Below are 18,600 nucleotides of genomic sequence, written 5' to 3' on the forward strand. Positions count from 1 at the left end.
CCCGGGCCGCGGCCGCGCCCCAGGCGGCCGGAGCCCCTTCGCCCCGGCCCGAGCAGAAACCGAAAGGAACACCCATGAGCGACGCGAACGCCGTTCTCAAGACGATCCGCGACGAGGACGTCGATTACGTTGACATCCGCTTCACCGACCCGCGCGGCAAGCTGCAGCACGTCACCGTGGTCGCCGACCTGGTGGACGAGGACTTCATGGAAGAGGGCTTCATGTTCGACGGCTCGTCCATCGCGGGCTGGAAGTCGATCGACCAGTCGGACATGAAGCTGCTGCCCGATCCCTCCTCGGCCTACATGGACCCGTTCTACGCCGAGAAGACGCTGTGCCTGCACTGCGACGTGGTCGAGCCCGACACCGGCGAGCGCTACCAGCGCGACCCGCGCGGCACCGCGCGCAAGGCCGAGGCCTATCTGAAGTCGTCGGGCATCGGCGACGCCTCGTATTGGGGCCCCGAGGCCGAGTTCTTCCTGTTCGACAACGTCCGCTTCTCGAACACGATGAACAAGGTGGCCTTCGAGGTCGACGCCGCCGACGCCGCCTGGAACTCGGACGCCGAGTTCGAGATGGGCAACATGGGCCATCGCCCCGGCGTCAAGGGCGGCTATTTCCCGGTCAACCCCGTGGACGCGGCGCAGGACCTGCGCGGCGAGATGCTCTCGACCATGAAGCGCATGGGCATGAAGGTCGACAAGCACCACCACGAGGTCGCCTCGTGCCAGCATGAGCTGGGCCTGGTGTTCGGCGGCCTGGTCGAGCAGGCCGACAACATGCAGAAATACAAGTACGTCATCCACAACGTGGCGCATGCCTACGGCAAGACGGCCACCTTCATGCCCAAGCCCATCGCCGGCGACAACGGCTCGGGCATGCATGTGAACCAGTCGATCTGGAAGGACGGCAAGCCGCTCTTCGCCGGCGACAAATACGCCGACCTGTCGGACGAGGCGCTGTGGTATATCGGCGGCATCCTCAAGCACGCCAAGGCGCTCAACGCCTTCACCAACCCCTCGACCAACTCCTACAAGCGCCTGATCCCGGGCTTCGAGGCGCCGGTGCTGCTGGCCTACTCGGCGCGCAACCGCTCGGCCTCGATCCGCATCCCGTGGACCGAGTCGCCCAAGGCCAAGCGCGTCGAGACCCGCTTCCCCGATCCGACCTGCAACCCGTATCTGGCCTTCTCGGCGCTGCTGATGGCCGGCCTCGACGGCATCCGCAACAAGATCGACCCCGGCGAGGCGGCGGACAAGGATCTCTACGACCTGCCCCCCGAGGAGCTGGCCGAGATCCCGACCGTCTGCGGCTCGCTGCGCGAGGCGCTGCAGTCGCTCGAGGCCGATCACGAGTTCCTGCTCGCCGGCGACGTGTTCACCCGCGACCAGATCGAGGGCTACATGGCGCTCAAGTGGCAGGAGGTCTATGCCTTCGAGCACACCCCGCACCCGGTCGAGTATCAGCTCTACTACTCCTGCTGATCCGCCTCGCCGCGGCGCCCGGGCGCGCCGCGGCGGCCCGACGGGCCGACCCGACCCGCGCGCGGCGATCCCCGCTCGCGGGTTTTTCGCGCGCCCGGCCGCGGCCGGCCCCGTCGCGCCCGCTCGCCGGCCGGGGGCGCGATCGGCCGCGGCGCGTCCTGCGCGCAAGGCGGCGGCCGGCGGCGGCGCGGCTTGCGGGCGTCAGATCTCGTCCTCGACCTCGGAAGCGGAAATCCCCAGCGCCTCGAGCCCCTCTTCCAGCAGGTCGGCCATCAGCGGCTCGCCCAGCAGGTAGTCGGCCGTCGAGCGCGTGGCCGAGGCCAGCGCCTGGCGCTTGAGCTGGGGAAAGTCCTCGGGGCCGCCGTCGCCGCGGCCAAGCCAGAACAGCGCCACCAGCTCGGCGCGGCCCTCGTCGTCCAGATCCTCGATCCAGCTGCGCAGCTCGTGCGCCGAGGCGTCGTCGCCCCGGTCCTCGAGCACGCCCAGCGGGTCGTCGCCGTCGGTCTCGCCGTCGGATGTGTCCACGTCCTTGACCTCGACCTCGCGCGCCTTGGCGATGATCCAGGCCAGCGTGTCGCGCGGTATGTTCAGCATTTCGGCCCCCTTGCGCCCCGTCTCGGCCCTTTGCGTCCGAGCCCTTTGTCGCGTCGATTCTTGCGCCTCGCCTTGATCGAGCGCAAGGGGCGGGCTTTACGCGCGGCACCGGACTGGATATTGCACCGCCATGACCCAAGCCAAGCATGGCGCGCCCGCCGCCGAACCGCGCATCACCCTGGCCACGCCGCCGCGCATGGAGCCCGAGCGGGCGGCGCGGCTGCTCGAACCCGCGCTCGACTCGGGGCTGGTCGCCTGCGTGCGCATCGACATGCCCGGCGCCGAAGAGCGCGCGCTGCGCGCCGCCGCGGGCCTGTTGCGCGAGCTGTGCCATGCGCGCGACGTGGCGCTGATCCTGTCGGATCACTTCCGCCTGGCGCGCGCCCTCGGGCTGGACGGCGCGCAGGTGGACGCGGCGCGGGTGCGTCTGCGCGACGCGCGCGAGGCGCTGGGCCCCGACCTGATCCTGGGCGCGCGCTGCGCCCCCACGCGCCATGCGGGCATGGTCGCCGCCGAGGCGGGCGCGGACTACGTCCTGTTCGCGCCCGTCGCGCCCGATCCGACGCTTGGCGACGGCGCCGCCGCCACGCCCGAGCTGTTCGAATGGTGGGCCGAGATGATCGAGACGCCCGTCGTCGCCGAGGGCGGCGTCGACGTCGCGCTGGCGCGGCGCCTGGGTCCGAGCGTGGATTTCGTCGTTCCCGATCCGGCCTTCTGGACCGAGGACCTGCCCGCCCGCCTGGCCGAGCTGCACGCCGCGCTGGGCGCCGGACGCGCGGCGGCCTCGGACTGACGCCCCCGCCGCGGCGCGGCCGGCCCCGCATCCTCGCGCGCGGCGGCGCGCTGGCGGGGACTCAGGCGCCCTGGCGGGGGCTCAGCGGTCGGCGATGGGCTCGGGCGCGTCGGGCAGCGCCTGGCGCAGGCCCGCCAGCACCTCTTCATGGCAGATGCGCGCCAGACGCTTGCGGTCGTCGAAATCGGCCGCGCGCACGGGCTGATGGAACATCACCGTCACCTGTCCGCCATGGCGCAACATGCACAGCGCCTTGAGATGGGACAGCATGTCCATGTCGCCCCACCAGCCGAAGAAATGCGCCGGCAGCCCGCTGGCCGGATCGGGCCGATAGGCCAGGGTGACGGGCTGGACGCGCACATGCGCGCGCAGCTCATCCGACAGGAAGGCGGCGAACAGGGTGCTCTTGAACGGCAGCACCCGCAGCCCGTCGGTCGAGGTCCCCTCGGGAAAGAAGACCAGCCTTTCGCCGCGGCGCATGCGCGCGCGCAGCTCGGCCTCCTGACGGCGGGCCGCGGCGCGGCGGCGCTCGACGAAGACGGTGTCGGTGACGCGCGCGATCAGACCCACCCCGGGCCACGAGGCGACCTCGGCCTTGGCGACGAAGGTCACGCGCGCGGCGGCGCGCAGAACGATGATGTCGGTCCACGAGACGTGATTCGACACCAGCGCCCCGCCCTCGGGCATGGGTCGCCCGACGCGCCGCACCCGCAGCCCCAGCATCCGCGCCGCCAGCCGTGCCCAGCCCGTCTGCACCCGCCAGCGCCCGTCGAATCGCGGAAAGACCCGCTCGACGGCCTTGCACGACGCGTAAAGCCCCAGCGCCGCCGCCGTCGCCAGCGCCAGCGCCACGATCCGCGCCCACCCCCAAGCCTGGCGCCAGAGCGGCGCGCGCGGCGCCGGCTCGGGCGCGCGGCCGTTCCAGGCGGGCGATGCGGGCGCGTCGCTCATCGCGCCGAGGAACTCTCGCGTCCGTAGAAGTCGCGATAGCGCGCCACCATGCGCGCCGTGTCCATCAGCACGCACACGTCCACGGTGTTGAACTCGCGATCCACATAGGCGCCCTCGCCCACGAAGCCGCCGAGGCGCAAATAGGCCTTGATCAGCGCCGGGATCTGGCGCGCCGCCAGCTTGCGGTCCACCTGCTCGGGCGGCAGGGCGTCCATGGGCACGAAATGCTCGGGGCGCGCGCGCACGCGCAGATCCTCGGGCGCCAGGTGGTTGTGGTGCAGATGGCTCAGCGCATGGGCCAGCGGCGCCGGATCGGCGCCGTGGAAGCTGGCCGTGCCGAACATGATCTCGATCCCGCGCGAGGTGACGAACTCGCCCAGCCCCGTCCACAGAAGATGCATCGCCGCCCCGCCCCGATAGGGCGCCCCGACGCAGGAGCGCCCCAGCTCGACCACCTTGCGGTCCAGCTGCTCGAGCTTGGTCAGGTCGTATTCCGTCGCGCCGTAAAAGCCGATGCCCTCGCGCGCGCGCTCGCCGGTCATGAGGCGATAGACCCCCGCCACCCGCTCGAGCGGATCGTCCGTCGGCGCCTCGTTGTCGATCAGGATCAGATGCTCGAAATACGGGTCGAAGCGGTCGCGCTCGCGCCGCAGCGCGGCGTCCTCGGGGGTTGGCTTGGCGCCCATCTCCTCGACGAAGACCTTGTAGCGCAGCCGCTGGGCGGCGGCGATGTCCTCTTCGCTCTGCGCCAGGCGAACCGTGAAACGCCCCGCGTCGATCTGCATCTGCGCGCACCTTTCGCTGCCTTGCGCGGCCACGCCGCGCGTCGCGCGGACCATATGTTCACCGTGCGGCCGAGGCAATGGCCTGCGGCGATGCTTCGGAGCGGCCGCAATTGTGGCGCAAATGCGACGCCCCGGGCGCGCTGCCGCCCCAAGATTGTGAAATGGTTGACGACTCGCCTTCTGGGTGTATCGTCGTTAAGCCTTGGTTCAGAATCGTTCGCCCCGATCGAGCTGAACAACCTCGAGGCGCACATGTTCAACGTCGATGAGCCGTTTGCCCGCATGTTCGAAATTCACCGTCACCCGATGGCCGATCACCGACTGGATCTGCCCCAGCCCCCAATCGGGCGCGCCTGGGTGCCGCACGAACATGCCCGGCTCGAGAAAGTCGTTCATAGCGTTTCCTTTCGCGGCCCTGGCCGCACCCGCAGGAGGACCAGCCGATGAGCCTTGACGCCGCAGCCTGCGCCCCCGCCGTCGCGTCCCTGGGCGATGAAGCGGCCGAACCGGCGCCCGCCCCGATGAGCGAGGCCGAACTGAGCGCGCTCATGTGCTCGCGCATCTGCCATGATCTGATATCGCCCGTGGGGGCGGTGGGCAACGGCGTCGAGCTGATGCAGGAGATCGCGCCCGAGATGACCGAGGAGCTGGGCCTGATCGGCGACAGCGCCCGCGCCGCCGCCGCCGCGCTCGAGTTCCACCGCATCGCCTTCGGCGCCGCCGCGCCGGGCGAGCGCATCGCCGTTCAGCGCCTGCGCCGGATCGTCGAGGAGCGTTTCGCCCGCGATCGCGCCCGCATCGAGTGGGATTGCGGCGCGTCCGAGGCCGAGGCGGGCCGCGCCGCCGCGCGGCTTTTGTTCGACATGCTGCTGGTGGCCGTCGGCGCCCTGCCCCGCGGCGGACGCATCACGGTGACGGCCGAGTTCGCGCCGGGCGGCGCCGCCAGCCTTGCGGTCACGGCCGGGGGCGGCCCGACGCGCCTGCCCGAGAACGCCCGCGCATGGCTCGACGGCGCGCCCGCGCCGCGCCCGGCCCCGGCCGAGGTGCACTACCCCCTGACGCGGATCAACGCGCTGGCCTGCGGCGCGCGCCTGTCGCACGAGGCGAGCGCCGAGTCGCTGGCGCTGCGCGCCGAGGTTCCGGCCGAGTCTTCGCCCGCGGGCTGAGCGCCTCAGCCCAGCGGCCGCATCCCGGCCTTGAAGCGGCGCATGTTGGCCCGATACTTCTCGGCGCTGGCCATGAGGGCGGCGCGCTGGCCCTCGTCCAGCTGGCGCACCACCTTGCCCGGCGCGCCCATCACCAGCGCGCCGTCGGGGATCTCCTTGTCCTCGGTCACCAGCGCGCCGGCGCCGATCAGGCAACCCTTGCCGATGCGCGCGCCGTTCAGGATCACCGCGTTGATGCCGATCAGCGACCCCTCGCCGATCTCGCAGCCATGCAGCATGGCCTTGTGACCGACCGTCACGTTCGGCCCCACCGTCAGCGGCCGCCCGGGATCGGTGTGCAGCACGGCGCCTTCCTGGATGTTGCTGCCCGCGCCGATGCGGATGGGCTCGTTGTCGCCGCGCAGCACGGCGTTGAACCAGATCGAGACGCCCGGCTCGAGAATCACCTTGCCGATCACCGCCGCGCCGGGCGCGATCCAGAAGTCGCCATCCTCGGGCACGACGGGCGCGATCCCGTCCAGCTCGTAGAGTCCGTTCATGCGATTCTCTCCTCGAATTCGCGGTTGAGCGCCTGCACGAAGCCGACCAGCCCGGGGCGGCGCTCGCGGCGAAGCCGCTCGGCGGCCAGGATGGCGCGGATCTGGGCCTCGCAACGGTCGAGATCGTCGTTGACCAGAACGTAATCGTATTCGGCCCAATGGCTGATCTCGTCGCGCGCCTTGGCCATGCGCCCGGCGATGACCTCGGGGCTGTCCTGGCCGCGGGCGCGCAGGCGCCGCTCGAGCTCGGCGATCGAGGGCGGCAGGATGAAGACCGACACCACCGCGTCCTTGAGCGGCGAGTTGCGCAGCTGCTGCCCGCCCTGCCAGTCCACGTCGAACAGCACGTCGCGCCCGGCCTCGAGCGCGGCCTCGACCGGGGCGCGGGGCGTGCCGTAAAGATTGCCGAACACCTCGGCGTGCTCGAGCATCTGGCCCGTTTCCACCATGCGCATGAATTCCTCGCGCGAGAGGAAATGGTAATCGCGCCCGTTCACCTCGCCCGGACGCGGCGCGCGCGTGGTGGCCGAGACCGAGAACACGAACGCGTCGTCGCTGGCCAGCAGGCGGCGCGACAGGGTCGATTTCCCCGCCCCCGAGGGCGAGGAGAGGATGAACAGCAGCCCGCGCCGGCGCTCGAGCGCGGCGCGCGCCTCGCCGCTGCGGGCCTCGGCCCGGGCCCTGGCCGCGCCGCGGGCGCTCTCCTGATCGGGGTCGCTCATGGTCACTCCACGTTCTGGACCTGCTCGCGCAGCTGGTCGATGACGGTCTTGAGTTCGAGCCCCGCGGCGGTCAGCTCGTGAAAATCGGCCTTCGCGCACAGGGTGTTGGCCTCGCGGTTGAGCTCCTGCGCGAGGAAATCGAAGCGCCGCCCCGCCGGGCCGTCGGCGGCCAGAAGCGCGCGCGCCGCGGCGACATGGGCGCGCAGGCGGTCCAGTTCTTCGCGCACGTCGCCCTTGACCGCCAGCATGGCCAGCTCGGCCGCCAGGCGCTGCGGGTCGGGCGCGGCGCAGGGGTCCAGCGCCTCGAGCACCCCGGACAGCTTGCGCCGCAGCATGGGGCCGGCGGCCTCGGCGCGCGCGGCGGCCGCCGCCTCGGCCCGGTCCGAAAGCGCCGCGATGCGGTCGATCATGTCGCCGATCGTCTCGGCCAGGCGCGCGCCCTCCTCGGCGCGGGCCGCGGCCAGGGCCTCGACGGCGGCGCGCCCGTCGCGGATCATCGCCGCGTCCAGCGCCTCGGCCTCGTCGGCCTCGGGCGCACCGTTCTGAACCAGCACGCCGGGCATGGCCAGCAGCGCCTCGGGCGGCGTCGGCGCGACCTCGAGCCCCGCCGCGGCCAGCGCGTCGGCCGCCGCGCGCAGCCTTTCGGCCGCCGCCGCCAGCGCCGCGGGATCGAGGCGCGCCGCGCTCGCCGCCGCGCCCTGGGCGCGCGCGACGCGCAAGGTGGCGGTGACGGCGCCGCGGGCGAAGCGGCTCTTGAGCGCCTCGCGCATGGCCGCTTCGACGCGCTCGCGCCCCTCGGGCGCGCGGATGCGCAGATCCAGCCCGCGCGCGTTGACCGAACGGAGCTCCCAGCGCCAGGCGGTCGCGCCCAGCGCCCCCTCGACGGCGGCGAAACCGGTCATGCTGGCAAGGGTCATGCGCCCTCCCGATCCTCAAGCCTCTTGCGCCGCGGCCGGCGCGGCGCGATCCTATCCGCGCGCCGCCCGCGCCGCAATCTCGCGCGCCCCCGAGGGGCGCTCGCGCAAGCCGACGCCGGGCGGTTCAGGCGTTAACGTTGAATTAGCTTCTTTTTCGACCGGATTTCGAGTCATCTGGACAAGGACGACGCGGCGGCGTCGCGGCAGCTCTCGGCATCGGGCAAGGATGCGACGCGGCGCAAATTTCGCGCTGGACTAATGAGGCTTGAATCAAAATGATACGCAAATTCACATTTATGGGCCGTCTCATGGATCACCAAAGCACGCGCGCGATCTACGAGCACTGGGAATCGCTCAGGGCGGGGCGCGACGCGCCTTTCCGCTCCGAGATCGACCCGCGGCGCATCAGCGCGGCGCTCGAGAACATGTTCATCCTCGAACAGCTCGACCCGGACGACGTGCGCTTTCGCCTTGCGGGCACGGGGCTTGTGGCGCTGCTGGGGATCGAGCCGCGCGGCATGATCGCGGACGCGGTGATGGACGAGGCCAGCGCCGGGCAGATCCTGCAGATGGCCCGCCAGGTGACCGCCGAGCCCGCCATCGCCGTCATGCGCGTCAAGGGCGTTTCGGCCTTCGGCGCCGCGCGCCCCGCGCCCTTCGAGCCGCGCGGCGAGATGATCCTGCTGCCCATGCGCAGCGAGCTGGGCGGGCGCGACCGCATCCTCGGCGCGATCAACATGCTCGAGCCGCCCGCCCCCGACAGCCCGCCCCTGCGCATGCGCCTGATGGGGGCCAAGCTGCTGCCGATCGAGTTCGACCCGGCCCGCTGCGGCCGGCGCGCGCCGGCGCCGCCGCAGGACCGGCGCGACAAGGATGCGGGCCGCTTCCTGGCCGAGGCGCCGGCCCCCTTCGCCCGCCGTCAGCCCGCCGCGGTGCTGACCGCCATCGAGGGCAACCCCGAGGCGCCGCGCGACGAACGGCGCCCGCGCCCGGCCCTGCGCGTGGTCAAGGATTGAGCGGCGCCGCGTCCAGTCCGCGCAGGAAGACGTCCAGATCGCCATAGCCGGTGAAGCGGCGCTCATGCGCCAGGCCCAGCCGGCGGGCGCATTCGCGCGCCTGGGCGTCCAGCTCGGGATCCTCGGTCTGGGCCAGATGCACCAGCTTTTCATAGCCGCCGAAGATCATTTCGCGCAGCTCGGGATGGCGGTCCAGCCCCATGGGCCGCCAGACGAAGGCGTCGAACTGGCGCACCAGGAAATCGGTCAGGTAAAAGGCCCGCATCTCGGCCTCGGCCCGGGCGGCGAAGGCCTCGTTGCCGTCGAAGAAGCTGTAGCAATGCGGGCCGGGGATGCGCTCGACCCCGAGGCGGGCGCATTCGGCGTCCAGCAGCCCGCCGGTGCCGCAATCGGCGAAGACGACGGCGATGCGATCGAAGCGCGCGCGGTTCTCCTCGACCGCGCGGGCGACGGCGGCGGGAATGCGCTCGGGCGTCAGATGCAGCTTGGCCGGCAGGCACAGAAGCTCCATGTGCCGCCAGCCGTTGAGGCGGATCAGCGCCAGGATCTCGCGCGCCAGCGCCCCGCACGCGATCAGCAGCGTGCGGGGCGGGCCGGCCGGCGAATGCTCGGGCGTCGGGTTCATGGCCGCCTCGGCGCGGGGGCCGGCGATCAGCCGGCCACCTGGTTGTGCTTGCGCTGGGCGATGAGCGCCTTGGCCGTCTCGACCGCCACCGCCGCGTCGCGGCAATAGGCGTCGGCGCCGATGGCCTTGCCGAACTCTTCGTTCAGCGGCGCGCCGCCCACCAGCACGATGTAGTCGTCGCGGATGCCCTGCTCGACCATCGTGTCGATCACCACCTTCATGTAGGGCATGGTGGTGGTCAGCAGGGCCGACATGCCCAGAATGTCGGGCTTTTTCTCCTCCAGCGCCTGCAGGTAGTTCTCGACCGGGTTGTTGATGCCCAGATCGGTGACCTCGAAGCCGGCGCCCTCCATCATCATCGAGACCAGGTTCTTGCCGATGTCGTGGATGTCGCCCTTGACGGTGCCGATGACCATCGAGCCCATCTTGGGCGCGCCGGTCTCGACCAGCAGCGGGCGCAGGATGTTCATGCCCGCCTTCATCGCGTTGGCCGCCAGAAGCACCTCGGGCACGAAGAGGATGCCGTCGCGAAAGTCGATGCCGACGATCCGCATGCCCTCGACCAGGGCCTTGGTGAGGATGTCGTAGGGCGTCCAGCCGCGCTCGAGCAGGATGCGCACGCCCTCCTCGATTTCATCCTTCAGGCCGTCATACAGATCGTCATGCATCTGCTGCACCAGCTCGTCGTCGTCGAGCTCGCTCAGGACCAGATCGTCTTCTTCTTCGGACATGGCGTCGTCTCCGGGGCGGGCCGCGGCGGGCGGCCGGGTTGGGCTGTCGGGTGCGACATTACGCCGACATCAGCGCCGGCGCGTCAAAAACGCGACGCAGCGCAGGCGCGATCGCGACCTCGGCGCGGTTTTTCGGCCGGTTTTCGGGCCGGTTCTCGGGCCATGCGCTCAGACCGTCTCGGCGCCGGCCAGCGCGCGGATGCGTCCGACCATGGCGCGCAGCCCGTTCGAGCGCTGCGCCGACAGGTGCTCGGCCAGGCCCAGCCGGTCGAGCGCGGCCTGCGCGTCGAGCGCGCGGATCTCGTCCAGCGTGCGGCCCGAATAGAGGGCGCGCAAGATGGCGATCAGCCCGCGCACGATCATCGCGTCGCTGTCGCCCTGAAAATGCAGCCGGCGCGGCGGCCCCTCTTCGATCCTCGGCGCGATCCAGACCTGGCTGGCGCAGCCCTCGACCTTGGTCTCGGGGCCCTTGAGCGAATCGGGCATGGGCTCCATGGCCTTGCCCAGCTCGATCACGTAGCCGTAGCGATCCTCCCAATCGTCGAGGAAGGCGAAGGTTTCGGCGATCTCTTCGAAATCGGGCGTGGCGTCGGTCATCTGGGCCTCCTGCGTCGGGGCAAGACTTAGGCCGCGCGGGCGGCCGGAGCAAGCGCCGAGCGCGCTTCGCCGGCCCGCCTTCTCAGCCCTCGGCGGCGCGCGCCAGGCGATCGAGCGCGGCCAGCGCCGCGGGCACGTCGCGCACGGCGCCGGGCGGCGCGGGCGGCGGCTCGAGCAGGATCACCGGCAGGCCAAGCCGGCGCGCCGCCGCCATCTTGGGCCAGGCGTCGGGGCCGCCGGCGTTGCGCGCCACCAGCGCCTGCACGCCCAGGGCGCGGAACAGGCGCGCCTCGCCGGCGGGCGTGTAGGGCCCGGGCGCGGTCAGGAAGCGCGCGCGCGCAAGGCGGGGGCGCGGCGCCTGCGCCGGCCCCGACGCGCCGCGCGCGCGCACCAGAAGCGTCAGGTCGGGCCGCCCCGCGAAGGGCGCCAGCTGATCGCGCCCCAGCGCCACGAACACCCGCCGCGCCCCGGCCGGCAGCGCCAGCGCCGCCGCGCGCGCCGAGCGCACGCGCCGCCAGCGGTCGCCCGGCCCCGGCAGCCAGGGCGCGCGCCGCAGCGTGACCAGCGGCGCGCCCAGCCGCCGCGCCGTCGCCGCGGCCAGCCGCGCCCCTTCGCGGTCGAAAGGATGGGCCGCGTCCACCACGGCGAGCGGCGCCGCGGCCTGCTCGGGCCCCGTCGCGCAACCCAGCGCGGCCAGCGCCGCGGTCAGCGCGCGCGCTTCGGACGAATCGCCCAGGACGACGACGCCGCGCCCGGCCAGCCAGGCGCGGCGGTCCGGTTCTATCGGCGAGGTCAGGCGCAGCGCCGCCGCCCCCGCAGCCCCAGCGCCCCAAGGCCCAGCGCCATCAGCGGCAGCGCGCCGGGCAGCGGAACCGCGCCGATCTGCGGGGCGGCGCGCTCTTCGAGCCCGGCGTAGCGAACGCCCTGTTGCGAGAAGTTGTAGAAGCCGAAGCCGCCGTAGGGGAAGGCTCCGGCGATGTCCAGCTCCTTGACGCCGTTCACGAACACCTGCACCACGGTCGAGGTGAAGATCAGATCGAACGTGTATGTCGTGTTGTCGACCCATCCCGTGGAACCCAACGTGGCGCCGCGCTGCAGCTCGACGACTCCTTCGGCCGGATCATGAAGCCAGGCTCCCTTGTTGGAGAGCGCCCCCCTCACGCGCGAAATGGCGAGGCCGGCTTTGGCCTCCCCGCCGTAAGGGGCATAGGTCTGTGCGGCCTGCTTCCAGTCGATCAGCAGGTAGTGGGCCGACGGATTGGTCAGATCGCCGGCCTCGTAGCCCAGCACGAAGCCGATGAAGTCGTCGTCGGAGGCGGTTTCGACCGTGATCGTGCCGCTCAGCGCCGCGCCCCGGCTGTTGGCGTTGTTGTGGAACACCGTCGGATCGCCGTTCGCGCTCTGAACCACCGAATTCCCGTCCGCCGAGATGGTCCAGCTTCCTGCGCCCTCGCCGCCGCCGCCGGCGGCCACCCAGGCGTTGAGATCCACCGGCGCCGGCGCCGCCCATGACGCGGCGGGAACGAACGCAATCGTCAAAACGCAGGCCAATTTCCTGAACATGTCGAAATCCCTTCAACGCCCGGCGCAGAGAAAGATGTCGTCGAGGCAAGCCGGACAATTCTCCCCCGACGCAAGCACGTTAGCCAAGCGCCCGAGCCGCCGCAATGCCGCGCACGCTCCTCGCCCCTCGCCGCTCGGCCGCAGGCGCCACGCGACGCCCCCGCCGCGCACGCCGCGCACGCCGCGTCTTTCATTCCGCCGCGCCCAGGGCTATGCACATGCACGCAGATTGCGTTCACGCGCCTGTTAACAGACGGAGTTGCGCCATGCCCGCAAGACCCCTTCGCCGCCCCGGCGCCCGCCCCCTTGCCGCGGCCTTTATGGCTGTTGCCGCCGGGCTTGCGGGCTGCGGCAACGATTATGTGCGCATCGAGGCGCTGTCCCCCTCGGTCGAGCCCGAGCCCGCGCCCAAGCCCGCCCCGCGCGAGGCGCTGACGCTCAAGCCCGTCGAGGCCATCGAGTTGATCGAGCTGGGCGTGACCCGCGACGGCGCGCTGATCCATGCCGTGGGACTCGCCCCCACGACGCGCTGGTTCGCCGCGACGCTGCGCCCGCGCGGCGGCGGCGCGCCGGCGCCGGACGGATTTCTGGAATTCGACTTCCTGGCCGCCCCGCCCGAACTGAACGGCGGCGCGCCGGGCGCGAGGGGCCTGCCCGCGCAGCGGCGCCTGCAAGCCGCCCTGCCGCTGAGCGAACAGACCGTGCGCGGCGCGGCGGGCGTGCGCGTGTTCGCCGCGCAGGGGGCGGCGGCGGCGCGGTTCTGAGCGCCGCCGCGCGGCGGGCTCAATCGTCCAGCTCGACGATCTCGATGCCCTTGCGCGAGGCCGACAGCGCGATCTCGCCGCGGCGCAGCTGCAGCGCCAGCTCGCCGAACGCCTTGCGGCGCCAGCCGCGCAGCGCCGGCACGTCGGGTTCGTCGTCATTCGCGAGGCGCGTCAGATCCTCGGTCGAGGCCAGCAGCTTGGGCGCCACGCCCATTTCCTCGGCGCGCGCCTTGAGCAGCACCTTGAGCAGATCGACCAGCGCCCCCGTGCCGGGCCGGTTCTGCGCCGGCTCGGGCGGGCGGGGGCGCTTTTCGGGGGGCGTGGCCTCGCCCTCGGCCACGGCGGCCAGGATCTCCTGCGCCACGTCGCCCTTGCGCGCCTCGCGCAGCAACAGGCGCGAGCGGCCCAGCTCCTCGAGGGTCTTGGGCCGGTTCGAGGCGATCTCGAGCAGGGCGTCGTCCTTGAGCAGGCGGCTGCGCGGCACGTTGCGCTCTTGCGCGCGGCGCTCGCGCCAGGCGGCCAGGGCCTTGGCCACGGCCAGGAACTTGTCCGAGCTCGAGCGCGTCTTGAGCCGCCGCCACGCCTCGTCCGGGTCGTTGCGATAGGTGTCGGGGCTGAGCAGCGTGGCCATCTCTTCGGCCACCCATTCGGCGCGGCCGCTTTCGCGCAGCTCGCGCGCCAGCTTCTCGTAGATCCCGCGCAGATGCGTCACGTCCGCCAGCGCATAGGCCAGCTGCTTGTCGGAAAGCGGGCGCTGCGCCCAGTCGGTGAAGCGCGACGACTTGTCCAGCTTGGCCCCGACGATCTTGCGCACCAACGTCTCGTAGCCCACCTGGTCGCCATAGCCGCACACCATCGCCGCCACCTGCGTGTCGAACAGCGGCGCCGGGATCAGCCCGCCCAGGTTCCAGAAGATTTCCAGATCCTGGCGCGCGGCGTGAAAGACCTTGACCACGCTTTCGTCGCGCATGAGGGCGAAGAGCGGCTCGAGCGAGATGCCCTCGGCCAGCGGGTCGATGATGGCGGCCGAATCCTCGCCCTCGCCCGGATGGGCCATCTGCACCAGGCACAGCTGCGGCCAGTAGGTGCGCTCGCGCAGGAACTCGGTGTCGACGGTCACGTAGGGATGCGCGCGGCACGCGTCGCAGAAGGCCTCGAGCGCCTGGGTGTCGGTGATGATGTTCATGCTTGCGTCGCGCCGCTCCCTTGCTGCCCTTGCGGGTTGACCTGCGCGCCGGAAGACGCGCCACAATCGTGAATTGTCTATGAATGCGTGATACGCGCGTCAAGCGCCGCGAATTCGCGCCCCACATGCTCGTAAAGCGCCATGTCGTCGGCCATCGCCTCTTCGAGGCGCGCGCGCAGCCAGGCGGGCGGGGCGTAGCCCTCGGGCCGCGAGCGGCCCTTGTTCACCCGCCGCGGCGGCCCCATGGGGATGCCCAGCTTGGCGCCCAGAAGCTGCGTGAAGCGCGCCATGTCCTGCGTGCGCCCGGCCAGGAGGAAGCGCTCGTCGATGACGCGGCGCGCGGCTTCGAACGAGCCCTCGCGCGAGAAATACAGGCACTGGCCGTTGAGCGGCAGCGCATCGCGGCGCTCGAGCAGCATCTGCGCGTAATCCTCGAAGCTGCGCGCCCAGGCCTGCTTCTTCTTCTCGGAGCCGGGCAGGCGGCGGGCGCCGGCCACGCGGTCGCGGGTGAAGAAATACTCGGACACCAGGCGATCGACGGGCTCGCGCACCAGCGTGATCATCAGCGGCTCGCGGCGGCGCAGGCCGATGCTGTCCACGCGCACATGGCCGCTGGCGACGGCGACCGAATCCAGCGCCAGGTTCGGCAGGCCGAGAAGGGCGCGGCCGCGCTCGCGCGCCTCGTCGCGCAGGTGCTGAAGGCGGCGGCGCAGATGCTCGTGCGCGCGCCGCCAGCCCTGGTTGTAGGTCTCGACGCCCTGCATGCGCAGCCGCCGGTAGCCCCCCGCCGCGCCGCGCGCGGCCAGCGCGTCGGCCAGCTGCGCGCCCAGCGACGAGCCGCCCGTCTTGCGGATGTGGATGAACAGGACCAGGTGCCGCGCGGGGTCGTAGTCGGTCCGCTCGTAGATCATCGCCCGATCAGTCTTCGCGCGGGACGATGCGCAGGCCCAGCTCGCGCAGCTGCTCGTTGGTCGGCTCGGAGGGCGCGCCCATCATCAGATCCTCGGCCCGCTGGTTCATGGGGAACATGATGACCTCGCGGATGTTCTCGGCGTCGGCCAGCAGCATCACCATGCGGTCGATGCCCGGCGCGATGCCGCCATGCGGCGGCGCCCCGTAGCGGAAGGCGTTGATCATGCCGCCGAAATGGCTGTCGACGAAGGCGCGGTCCTTGCCCACGATCTCGAAGGCGCGATACATGATCTCGGGGCGATGGTTGCGGATCGCGCCCGAGGAAAGCTCTACGCCGTTGCACACGATGTCATACTGATAGCCCAGCACGTCGAGCGGCGGCAGCTCGTTCAGCGCCTCGAGCCCGCCCTGCGGCATCGAGAAGGGGTTGTGCGAGAAGTCGAGCTGGCCCGTCTCCTCGTCCAGCTCGTACATCGGGAAATCGACGATCCAGCAGAACTCGAAGCTGTCCTTGCGCGTCAGGCCCAGCTCCTCGCCGATGACGTTGCGCGCGCGCCCGGCCACGTCCACGAAGGCCGCAGGCTTGCCCGCCAGGAAGAAGGCCGCGTCGCCCGCGTCGAGCCCCAGCTGCACGCGCAGCGCCTCGACGCGCTCGGGGCCGATGTTCTTGGCCAGCGGGCCGGCGCCGACGGGGCGGCCGCCCTCCTCGCGCCAGAAGATGTAGCCCATGCCCGGCAGGCCCTGCTTCTGCGCCCAGGCGTTCATGCGGTCGCAGAAGGCGCGCGAGCCGCCCGTCGGCGCGGGAATGGCGCGCACCTCGTTCCCCTCCTGCTCGAGCAGGCGGGCGAAGATCTGGAAGCCCGAGCCGCGGAAATGCTCGGACACGACCTGCATCTGGATCGGGTTGCGCAGATCGGGCTTGTCCGAGCCGTATTTGAGCATCGCCTCGCGGTAAGGAATGCGCGGGAATTCCTGCGTGACCGGGCGGCCGCCGCCGAACTCCTCGAACACGCCGCGCATGACGGGCTCGATGGTCTGGAACACGTCCTCCTGCGTGACGAAGCTCATCTCGACGTCAAGCTGGTAGAACTCGCCCGGGCTGCGGTCGGCGCGCGGGTCCTCGTCGCGAAAGCACGGCGCGATCTGGAAGTAGCGGTCGAAGCCCGCGACCATGATCAGCTGCTTGAACTGCTGCGGCGCCTGGGGCAGCGCGTAGAACTTGCCCCGGTGCAGGCGCGAGGGCACGAGGAAGTCGCGCGCGCCCTCGGGGCTGGAGGCGGTCAGGATCGGGGTCTGGTATTCCATGAAGCCGCGCTCGGTCATGCGCCGGCGCAGGCTGGCGATGACGTTCGAGCGCAGCACGATGTTGCGGTGCAGCTTCTCGCGGCGCAGGTCGAGGAAGCGGTATTTGAGGCGCGTCTCCTCGGGGTATTCCTGGTCGCCGAACACCGGCAGGGGCAGCTCCTCGGCCGGGCCCAGAACCTCGATGTCCTTGATGAAGACCTCGACCTCGCCGGTGGGGATCTTGGGGTTGACCAGCTCGGGATCGCGGGCCTTGACCACGCCGTCCACGCGGATGACCCACTCGGCGCGCACCTTCTCGACCTCGGCGAAGGCGGGGCTGTCGGGGTCGGCCAGCACCTGGGTGATGCCGTAGTGGTCGCGCAGGTCGATGAAGAGGATCCCTCCATGGTCGCGGATCCGGTGCACCCATCCCGAGAGGCGAACGGTGTGGCCGACGTGCTCCTTGCGCAGCTCGGCGCAGGTGTGGGTGCGGTAGGGGTGCATGGCGTTCCTCTGGACAAGATTCCCGCCCCGCGCGGACGCCGGGGCCGTCTTTGGCCCGGAAACACCCTTTCGAGGCCCGGATGTCAAGGCCCGGCGCGTCCGGCGCGGCCCGGCGGGGGCGCGAAGCGGCGCCCGGGCGCGGCGGATGGCGGGCGGCGGCGGGGCCATGGAAAACGGGCCCCGGCGCCGGAACCGCGGCGGGGCCCGACGCCGCCTCGGGCGCCCGCGCCGCGTGCGGCGGTCGGGGCGCCTGCGCCGGGCGTGGAACGGTCATGGAAAGGCAGCCGATCGGCGGCGCGGCCTCAGCGCGGGCGCGCGCCCCACGGCGCCGGAACAGGGGCGGGGCTCGGCGCGAAGGGCCCGTCCGGCAGCGCCGCCAGCAGCGCCCCGAGCGCCGCCGCGCCCAGCAGCGGCGCCAGCGTCACCAGAGGCGCGGTCATCAGCGCAGCCGGCGCGTCAAGCGCCAGCACCAGCGCCAGCGCGCCCCAGAAGCTGAGCCCGCCCAGCGCCGACAGCCCCAGCCAGCCGCGCGCAAGACGCGACGCTGCGCCGGCGAGCCGCCTCTCCAGCCGCGCCGAGCGGGGGAGTGCGCGCAGCCAGAGCGGATCGGAGGAACGGTGGGGGAGCGATCCCTGCATGGCGGCATCCTTCGGCAAGCAACATGACCGGCGGGGAAGAACCGGCTGAGATAACCTTAAGGATGCGTCGCTTTACCGCAGATGAACGGATTGCGCCGCCACGGCGGGGGCGCCGATCGCGCCATGGTAGAAATAGACGCCCAGCCCCGACAGAAACACCATGCCCCCCGCCGCCGCGTGCAGCGCCCAGGCCAGCAGGAAGCTGCGCCGGTGCGCGTAGGCCCAGGCGAAGACAAGCCCCCCGACGAAGGTGAAGCCCACCGCCACCCAGTTCCAGTAGAACAGATGCGCCAGCGCGAACAGCGCCGCATTGGCCAGCATCGCCGCCGGGCGCGTGGGCGCGCCCAGCAACGCCCCGTAGCGACGGAAGAACAGCGCCCGGAAGAACAGCTCCTGCGGCAGCGCGGACAGGAAGGGATAGAACAGCAGGATCATGACCATCAGCTGCGGCCGCTCGCGCGCCAGACCGAACAGGGCGTCCGGGTTGATCCAGGCGCACAGCCCCGCCGCCAGCAGCAGCGTGCCCAGCGCGAACGCCGCCGCCCACGCCCAGTCGCCCTGATCGGGGGCGCGCGCAAGCTCGCGCCACGAGAAGCCGGGCGTGCGGAACAACAGCGCCACCCCCAGCGCCGTGGCCCCCGCCAGCAACGGCCAGATCCATTGCGGCGGCGCGGCCAGCGCCATGAACAGCGGCGCCGCCAGATACAAGGTCAGAAACTCGGCCCACAGCACAAGGCGGGCGATGCGCCCGGCCGGGCGCGGGACGTGGGGCGCGGGCCCGGGCGCGGGGCGCTGAACGGCGTCGGTCAAGGGCGGCTCCCTGCTTGGC

The 18,600-nt window shown here is 71.8% G+C and carries 22 protein-coding genes; 5 read left to right on the forward strand and 17 right to left on the reverse strand.

Annotation, left to right across the window (positions count from 1 at the left end; translation table 11 throughout):
* Positions 1-74 precede the first annotated feature (74 nt).
* Positions 75-1,484 carry a type I glutamate--ammonia ligase gene (gene glnA / locus LY05_RS07115; RefSeq protein WP_072745735.1) on the forward strand — a complete coding sequence of 470 codons (1,410 nt, stop codon included), beginning with the start codon at positions 75-77 and terminating at the stop codon, positions 1,482-1,484.
* 201 nt (positions 1,485-1,685) lie between these two features.
* Here glnA and LY05_RS07120 read toward each other — a convergent pair whose 3' ends face one another.
* The gene (locus LY05_RS07120) at positions 1,686-2,078 is read right to left on the reverse strand and encodes a DUF3775 domain-containing protein (protein WP_148922641.1); all 393 of its coding nucleotides are present in this window, start codon (positions 2,076-2,078) and stop codon (positions 1,686-1,688) included.
* Between the two features lie 130 nt (positions 2,079-2,208).
* Here LY05_RS07120 and LY05_RS07125 point away from each other — a divergent pair, with 130 nt between their 5' ends.
* Positions 2,209-2,871, forward strand: coding sequence for a thiamine phosphate synthase (locus LY05_RS07125; RefSeq protein WP_148922642.1), 663 nt, complete (start codon positions 2,209-2,211; stop codon positions 2,869-2,871).
* 81 nt (positions 2,872-2,952) lie between these two features.
* Here LY05_RS07125 and LY05_RS07130 read toward each other — a convergent pair whose 3' ends face one another.
* From LY05_RS07130 to LY05_RS07140, 3 genes are all read right to left on the reverse strand, one after another.
* Positions 2,953-3,822, reverse strand: a complete 870-nt coding sequence (locus LY05_RS07130) for a lysophospholipid acyltransferase family protein (RefSeq protein ID WP_148922643.1) — start codon at positions 3,820-3,822, stop codon at positions 2,953-2,955.
* Positions 3,819-4,607, reverse strand: coding sequence for an L-ornithine N(alpha)-acyltransferase (olsB, locus tag LY05_RS07135; RefSeq protein ID WP_072746074.1), 789 nt, complete (start codon positions 4,605-4,607; stop codon positions 3,819-3,821). Before olsB ends, LY05_RS07130 begins: the two co-directional genes overlap by 4 nt.
* Positions 4,608-4,814: 207 nt before the next feature.
* Positions 4,815-5,003, reverse strand: coding sequence for a DUF3553 domain-containing protein (locus LY05_RS07140; protein ID WP_072745731.1), 189 nt, complete (start codon positions 5,001-5,003; stop codon positions 4,815-4,817).
* A gap of 47 nt (positions 5,004-5,050) precedes the next feature.
* Here LY05_RS07140 and LY05_RS07145 point away from each other — a divergent pair, with 47 nt between their 5' ends.
* On the forward strand, positions 5,051-5,773 hold the full coding sequence (locus tag LY05_RS07145; protein ID WP_148922644.1) for a histidine phosphotransferase family protein: 723 nt from the start codon (positions 5,051-5,053) through the stop codon (positions 5,771-5,773).
* A 5-nt stretch (positions 5,774-5,778) separates the two neighbouring features.
* Here LY05_RS07145 and LY05_RS07150 read toward each other — a convergent pair whose 3' ends face one another.
* From LY05_RS07150 to LY05_RS07160, 3 genes are read right to left on the reverse strand one after another with little or no spacing between them, the layout of a single operon-like run.
* The gene (locus tag LY05_RS07150) at positions 5,779-6,312 is read right to left on the reverse strand and encodes a gamma carbonic anhydrase family protein (RefSeq protein WP_148922645.1); all 534 of its coding nucleotides are present in this window, start codon (positions 6,310-6,312) and stop codon (positions 5,779-5,781) included.
* Complete coding sequence (gmk, locus tag LY05_RS07155; protein ID WP_148922646.1) at positions 6,309-7,034, reverse strand: guanylate kinase; 726 nt, start codon at positions 7,032-7,034, stop codon at positions 6,309-6,311. The genes LY05_RS07150 and gmk overlap by 4 nt, the downstream gene beginning before the upstream one ends.
* A gap of 2 nt (positions 7,035-7,036) precedes the next feature.
* Entirely contained in the window at positions 7,037-7,951 is a 915-nt protein-coding gene (locus LY05_RS07160) for a YicC/YloC family endoribonuclease (protein WP_148922647.1), read from the reverse strand.
* A 308-nt stretch (positions 7,952-8,259) separates the two neighbouring features.
* Between LY05_RS07160 and LY05_RS07165 the strand changes: the two genes are divergently transcribed.
* The gene (locus tag LY05_RS07165; RefSeq protein WP_170258880.1) at positions 8,260-8,967 is read left to right on the forward strand and encodes a PAS domain-containing protein; all 708 of its coding nucleotides are present in this window, start codon (positions 8,260-8,262) and stop codon (positions 8,965-8,967) included.
* Here the strand turns inward: LY05_RS07165 and LY05_RS07170 are convergent.
* From LY05_RS07170 to LY05_RS07190, 5 genes are all read right to left on the reverse strand, one after another.
* The gene (locus LY05_RS07170) at positions 8,957-9,592 is read right to left on the reverse strand and encodes a DUF1638 domain-containing protein (RefSeq protein ID WP_148922649.1); all 636 of its coding nucleotides are present in this window, start codon (positions 9,590-9,592) and stop codon (positions 8,957-8,959) included. The genes LY05_RS07165 and LY05_RS07170 overlap by 11 nt on opposite strands.
* A 26-nt stretch (positions 9,593-9,618) precedes the next feature.
* A complete protein-coding gene (locus LY05_RS07175) occupies positions 9,619-10,323 on the reverse strand; it encodes a corrinoid protein (protein WP_148922650.1) in 705 nt (234 codons plus the stop codon).
* Between the two features lie 168 nt (positions 10,324-10,491).
* Positions 10,492-10,920 (reverse strand): SufE family protein, encoded by a 429-nt coding sequence (locus tag LY05_RS07180; RefSeq protein WP_148922651.1) that lies wholly within the window; start codon positions 10,918-10,920, stop codon positions 10,492-10,494.
* An 82-nt stretch (positions 10,921-11,002) separates the two neighbouring features.
* Positions 11,003-11,563: a precorrin-6A/cobalt-precorrin-6A reductase gene (locus LY05_RS07185; protein ID WP_211356295.1), complete on the reverse strand. Its 561-nt coding sequence runs from the start codon at positions 11,561-11,563 to the stop codon at positions 11,003-11,005.
* Positions 11,564-11,712: 149 nt separating this feature from the next.
* Complete coding sequence (locus LY05_RS07190; RefSeq protein ID WP_211356296.1) at positions 11,713-12,459, reverse strand: hypothetical protein; 747 nt, start codon at positions 12,457-12,459, stop codon at positions 11,713-11,715.
* A gap of 290 nt (positions 12,460-12,749) precedes the next feature.
* Between LY05_RS07190 and LY05_RS07195 the strand changes: the two genes are divergently transcribed.
* Positions 12,750-13,247 carry a hypothetical protein gene (locus LY05_RS07195; RefSeq protein WP_148922653.1) on the forward strand — a complete coding sequence of 166 codons (498 nt, stop codon included), beginning with the start codon at positions 12,750-12,752 and terminating at the stop codon, positions 13,245-13,247.
* A gap of 19 nt (positions 13,248-13,266) precedes the next feature.
* On the opposite strand, the gene rnd is transcribed toward LY05_RS07195, so the two are convergent.
* From rnd to LY05_RS07220, 5 genes are all read right to left on the reverse strand, one after another.
* Complete coding sequence (gene rnd, locus LY05_RS07200; RefSeq protein WP_148922654.1) at positions 13,267-14,433, reverse strand: ribonuclease D; 1,167 nt, start codon at positions 14,431-14,433, stop codon at positions 13,267-13,269.
* Positions 14,434-14,510: 77 nt separating this feature from the next.
* A complete protein-coding gene (locus tag LY05_RS07205) occupies positions 14,511-15,344 on the reverse strand; it encodes a sulfotransferase family 2 domain-containing protein (RefSeq protein WP_148922655.1) in 834 nt (277 codons plus the stop codon).
* Between the two features lie 7 nt (positions 15,345-15,351).
* Positions 15,352-17,133 carry an aspartate--tRNA ligase gene (aspS, locus tag LY05_RS07210; protein ID WP_148922656.1) on the reverse strand — a complete coding sequence of 594 codons (1,782 nt, stop codon included), beginning with the start codon at positions 17,131-17,133 and terminating at the stop codon, positions 15,352-15,354.
* Between the two features lie 302 nt (positions 17,134-17,435).
* Positions 17,436-17,771: a hypothetical protein gene (locus LY05_RS07215; RefSeq protein WP_148922657.1), complete on the reverse strand. Its 336-nt coding sequence runs from the start codon at positions 17,769-17,771 to the stop codon at positions 17,436-17,438.
* 72 nt (positions 17,772-17,843) lie between these two features.
* Positions 17,844-18,581, reverse strand: coding sequence for a CPBP family glutamic-type intramembrane protease (locus LY05_RS07220; protein ID WP_249041885.1), 738 nt, complete (start codon positions 18,579-18,581; stop codon positions 17,844-17,846).
* Positions 18,582-18,600: the final 19 nt, after the last annotated feature.

It is taken from the genome of Oceanicella actignis (genome assembly GCF_008124525.1).
Taxonomy (GTDB): Bacteria; Pseudomonadota; Alphaproteobacteria; order Rhodobacterales; family Rhodobacteraceae; genus Oceanicella; species Oceanicella actignis.

Excerpts from the sequence above, each read along its gene's own strand:
- LY05_RS07130 (WP_148922643.1), bottom strand. The coding sequence starts at position 3,822 with ATGAGCGACGCGCCCGCATCGCCCGCCTGGAACGGCCGCGCGCCCGAG.
- LY05_RS07170 (WP_148922649.1), bottom strand. The coding sequence starts at position 9,592 with ATGAACCCGACGCCCGAGCATTCGCCGGCCGGCCCGCCCCGCACGCTG.
- LY05_RS07215 (WP_148922657.1), bottom strand. The coding sequence starts at position 17,771 with ATGCAGGGATCGCTCCCCCACCGTTCCTCCGATCCGCTCTGGCTGCGC.
- LY05_RS07205 (WP_148922655.1), bottom strand. The coding sequence starts at position 15,344 with ATGATCTACGAGCGGACCGACTACGACCCCGCGCGGCACCTGGTCCTG.
- LY05_RS07160 (WP_148922647.1), bottom strand. The coding sequence starts at position 7,951 with ATGACCCTTGCCAGCATGACCGGTTTCGCCGCCGTCGAGGGGGCGCTG.
- LY05_RS07150 (WP_148922645.1), bottom strand. The coding sequence starts at position 6,312 with ATGAACGGACTCTACGAGCTGGACGGGATCGCGCCCGTCGTGCCCGAG.
- rnd (WP_148922654.1), bottom strand. The coding sequence starts at position 14,433 with ATGAACATCATCACCGACACCCAGGCGCTCGAGGCCTTCTGCGACGCG.
- LY05_RS07175 (WP_148922650.1), bottom strand. The coding sequence starts at position 10,323 with ATGTCCGAAGAAGAAGACGATCTGGTCCTGAGCGAGCTCGACGACGAC.
- LY05_RS07195 (WP_148922653.1), top strand. The coding sequence starts at position 12,750 with ATGCCCGCAAGACCCCTTCGCCGCCCCGGCGCCCGCCCCCTTGCCGCG.
- glnA (WP_072745735.1), top strand. The coding sequence starts at position 75 with ATGAGCGACGCGAACGCCGTTCTCAAGACGATCCGCGACGAGGACGTC.
- gmk (WP_148922646.1), bottom strand. The coding sequence starts at position 7,034 with ATGAGCGACCCCGATCAGGAGAGCGCCCGCGGCGCGGCCAGGGCCCGG.
- LY05_RS07180 (WP_148922651.1), bottom strand. The coding sequence starts at position 10,920 with ATGACCGACGCCACGCCCGATTTCGAAGAGATCGCCGAAACCTTCGCC.
- LY05_RS07145 (WP_148922644.1), top strand. The coding sequence starts at position 5,051 with ATGAGCCTTGACGCCGCAGCCTGCGCCCCCGCCGTCGCGTCCCTGGGC.
- LY05_RS07120 (WP_148922641.1), bottom strand. The coding sequence starts at position 2,078 with ATGCTGAACATACCGCGCGACACGCTGGCCTGGATCATCGCCAAGGCG.
- LY05_RS07140 (WP_072745731.1), bottom strand. The coding sequence starts at position 5,003 with ATGAACGACTTTCTCGAGCCGGGCATGTTCGTGCGGCACCCAGGCGCG.
- LY05_RS07165 (WP_170258880.1), top strand. The coding sequence starts at position 8,260 with ATGGATCACCAAAGCACGCGCGCGATCTACGAGCACTGGGAATCGCTC.
- olsB (WP_072746074.1), bottom strand. The coding sequence starts at position 4,607 with ATGCAGATCGACGCGGGGCGTTTCACGGTTCGCCTGGCGCAGAGCGAA.
- LY05_RS07125 (WP_148922642.1), top strand. The coding sequence starts at position 2,209 with ATGACCCAAGCCAAGCATGGCGCGCCCGCCGCCGAACCGCGCATCACC.
- aspS (WP_148922656.1), bottom strand. The coding sequence starts at position 17,133 with ATGCACCCCTACCGCACCCACACCTGCGCCGAGCTGCGCAAGGAGCAC.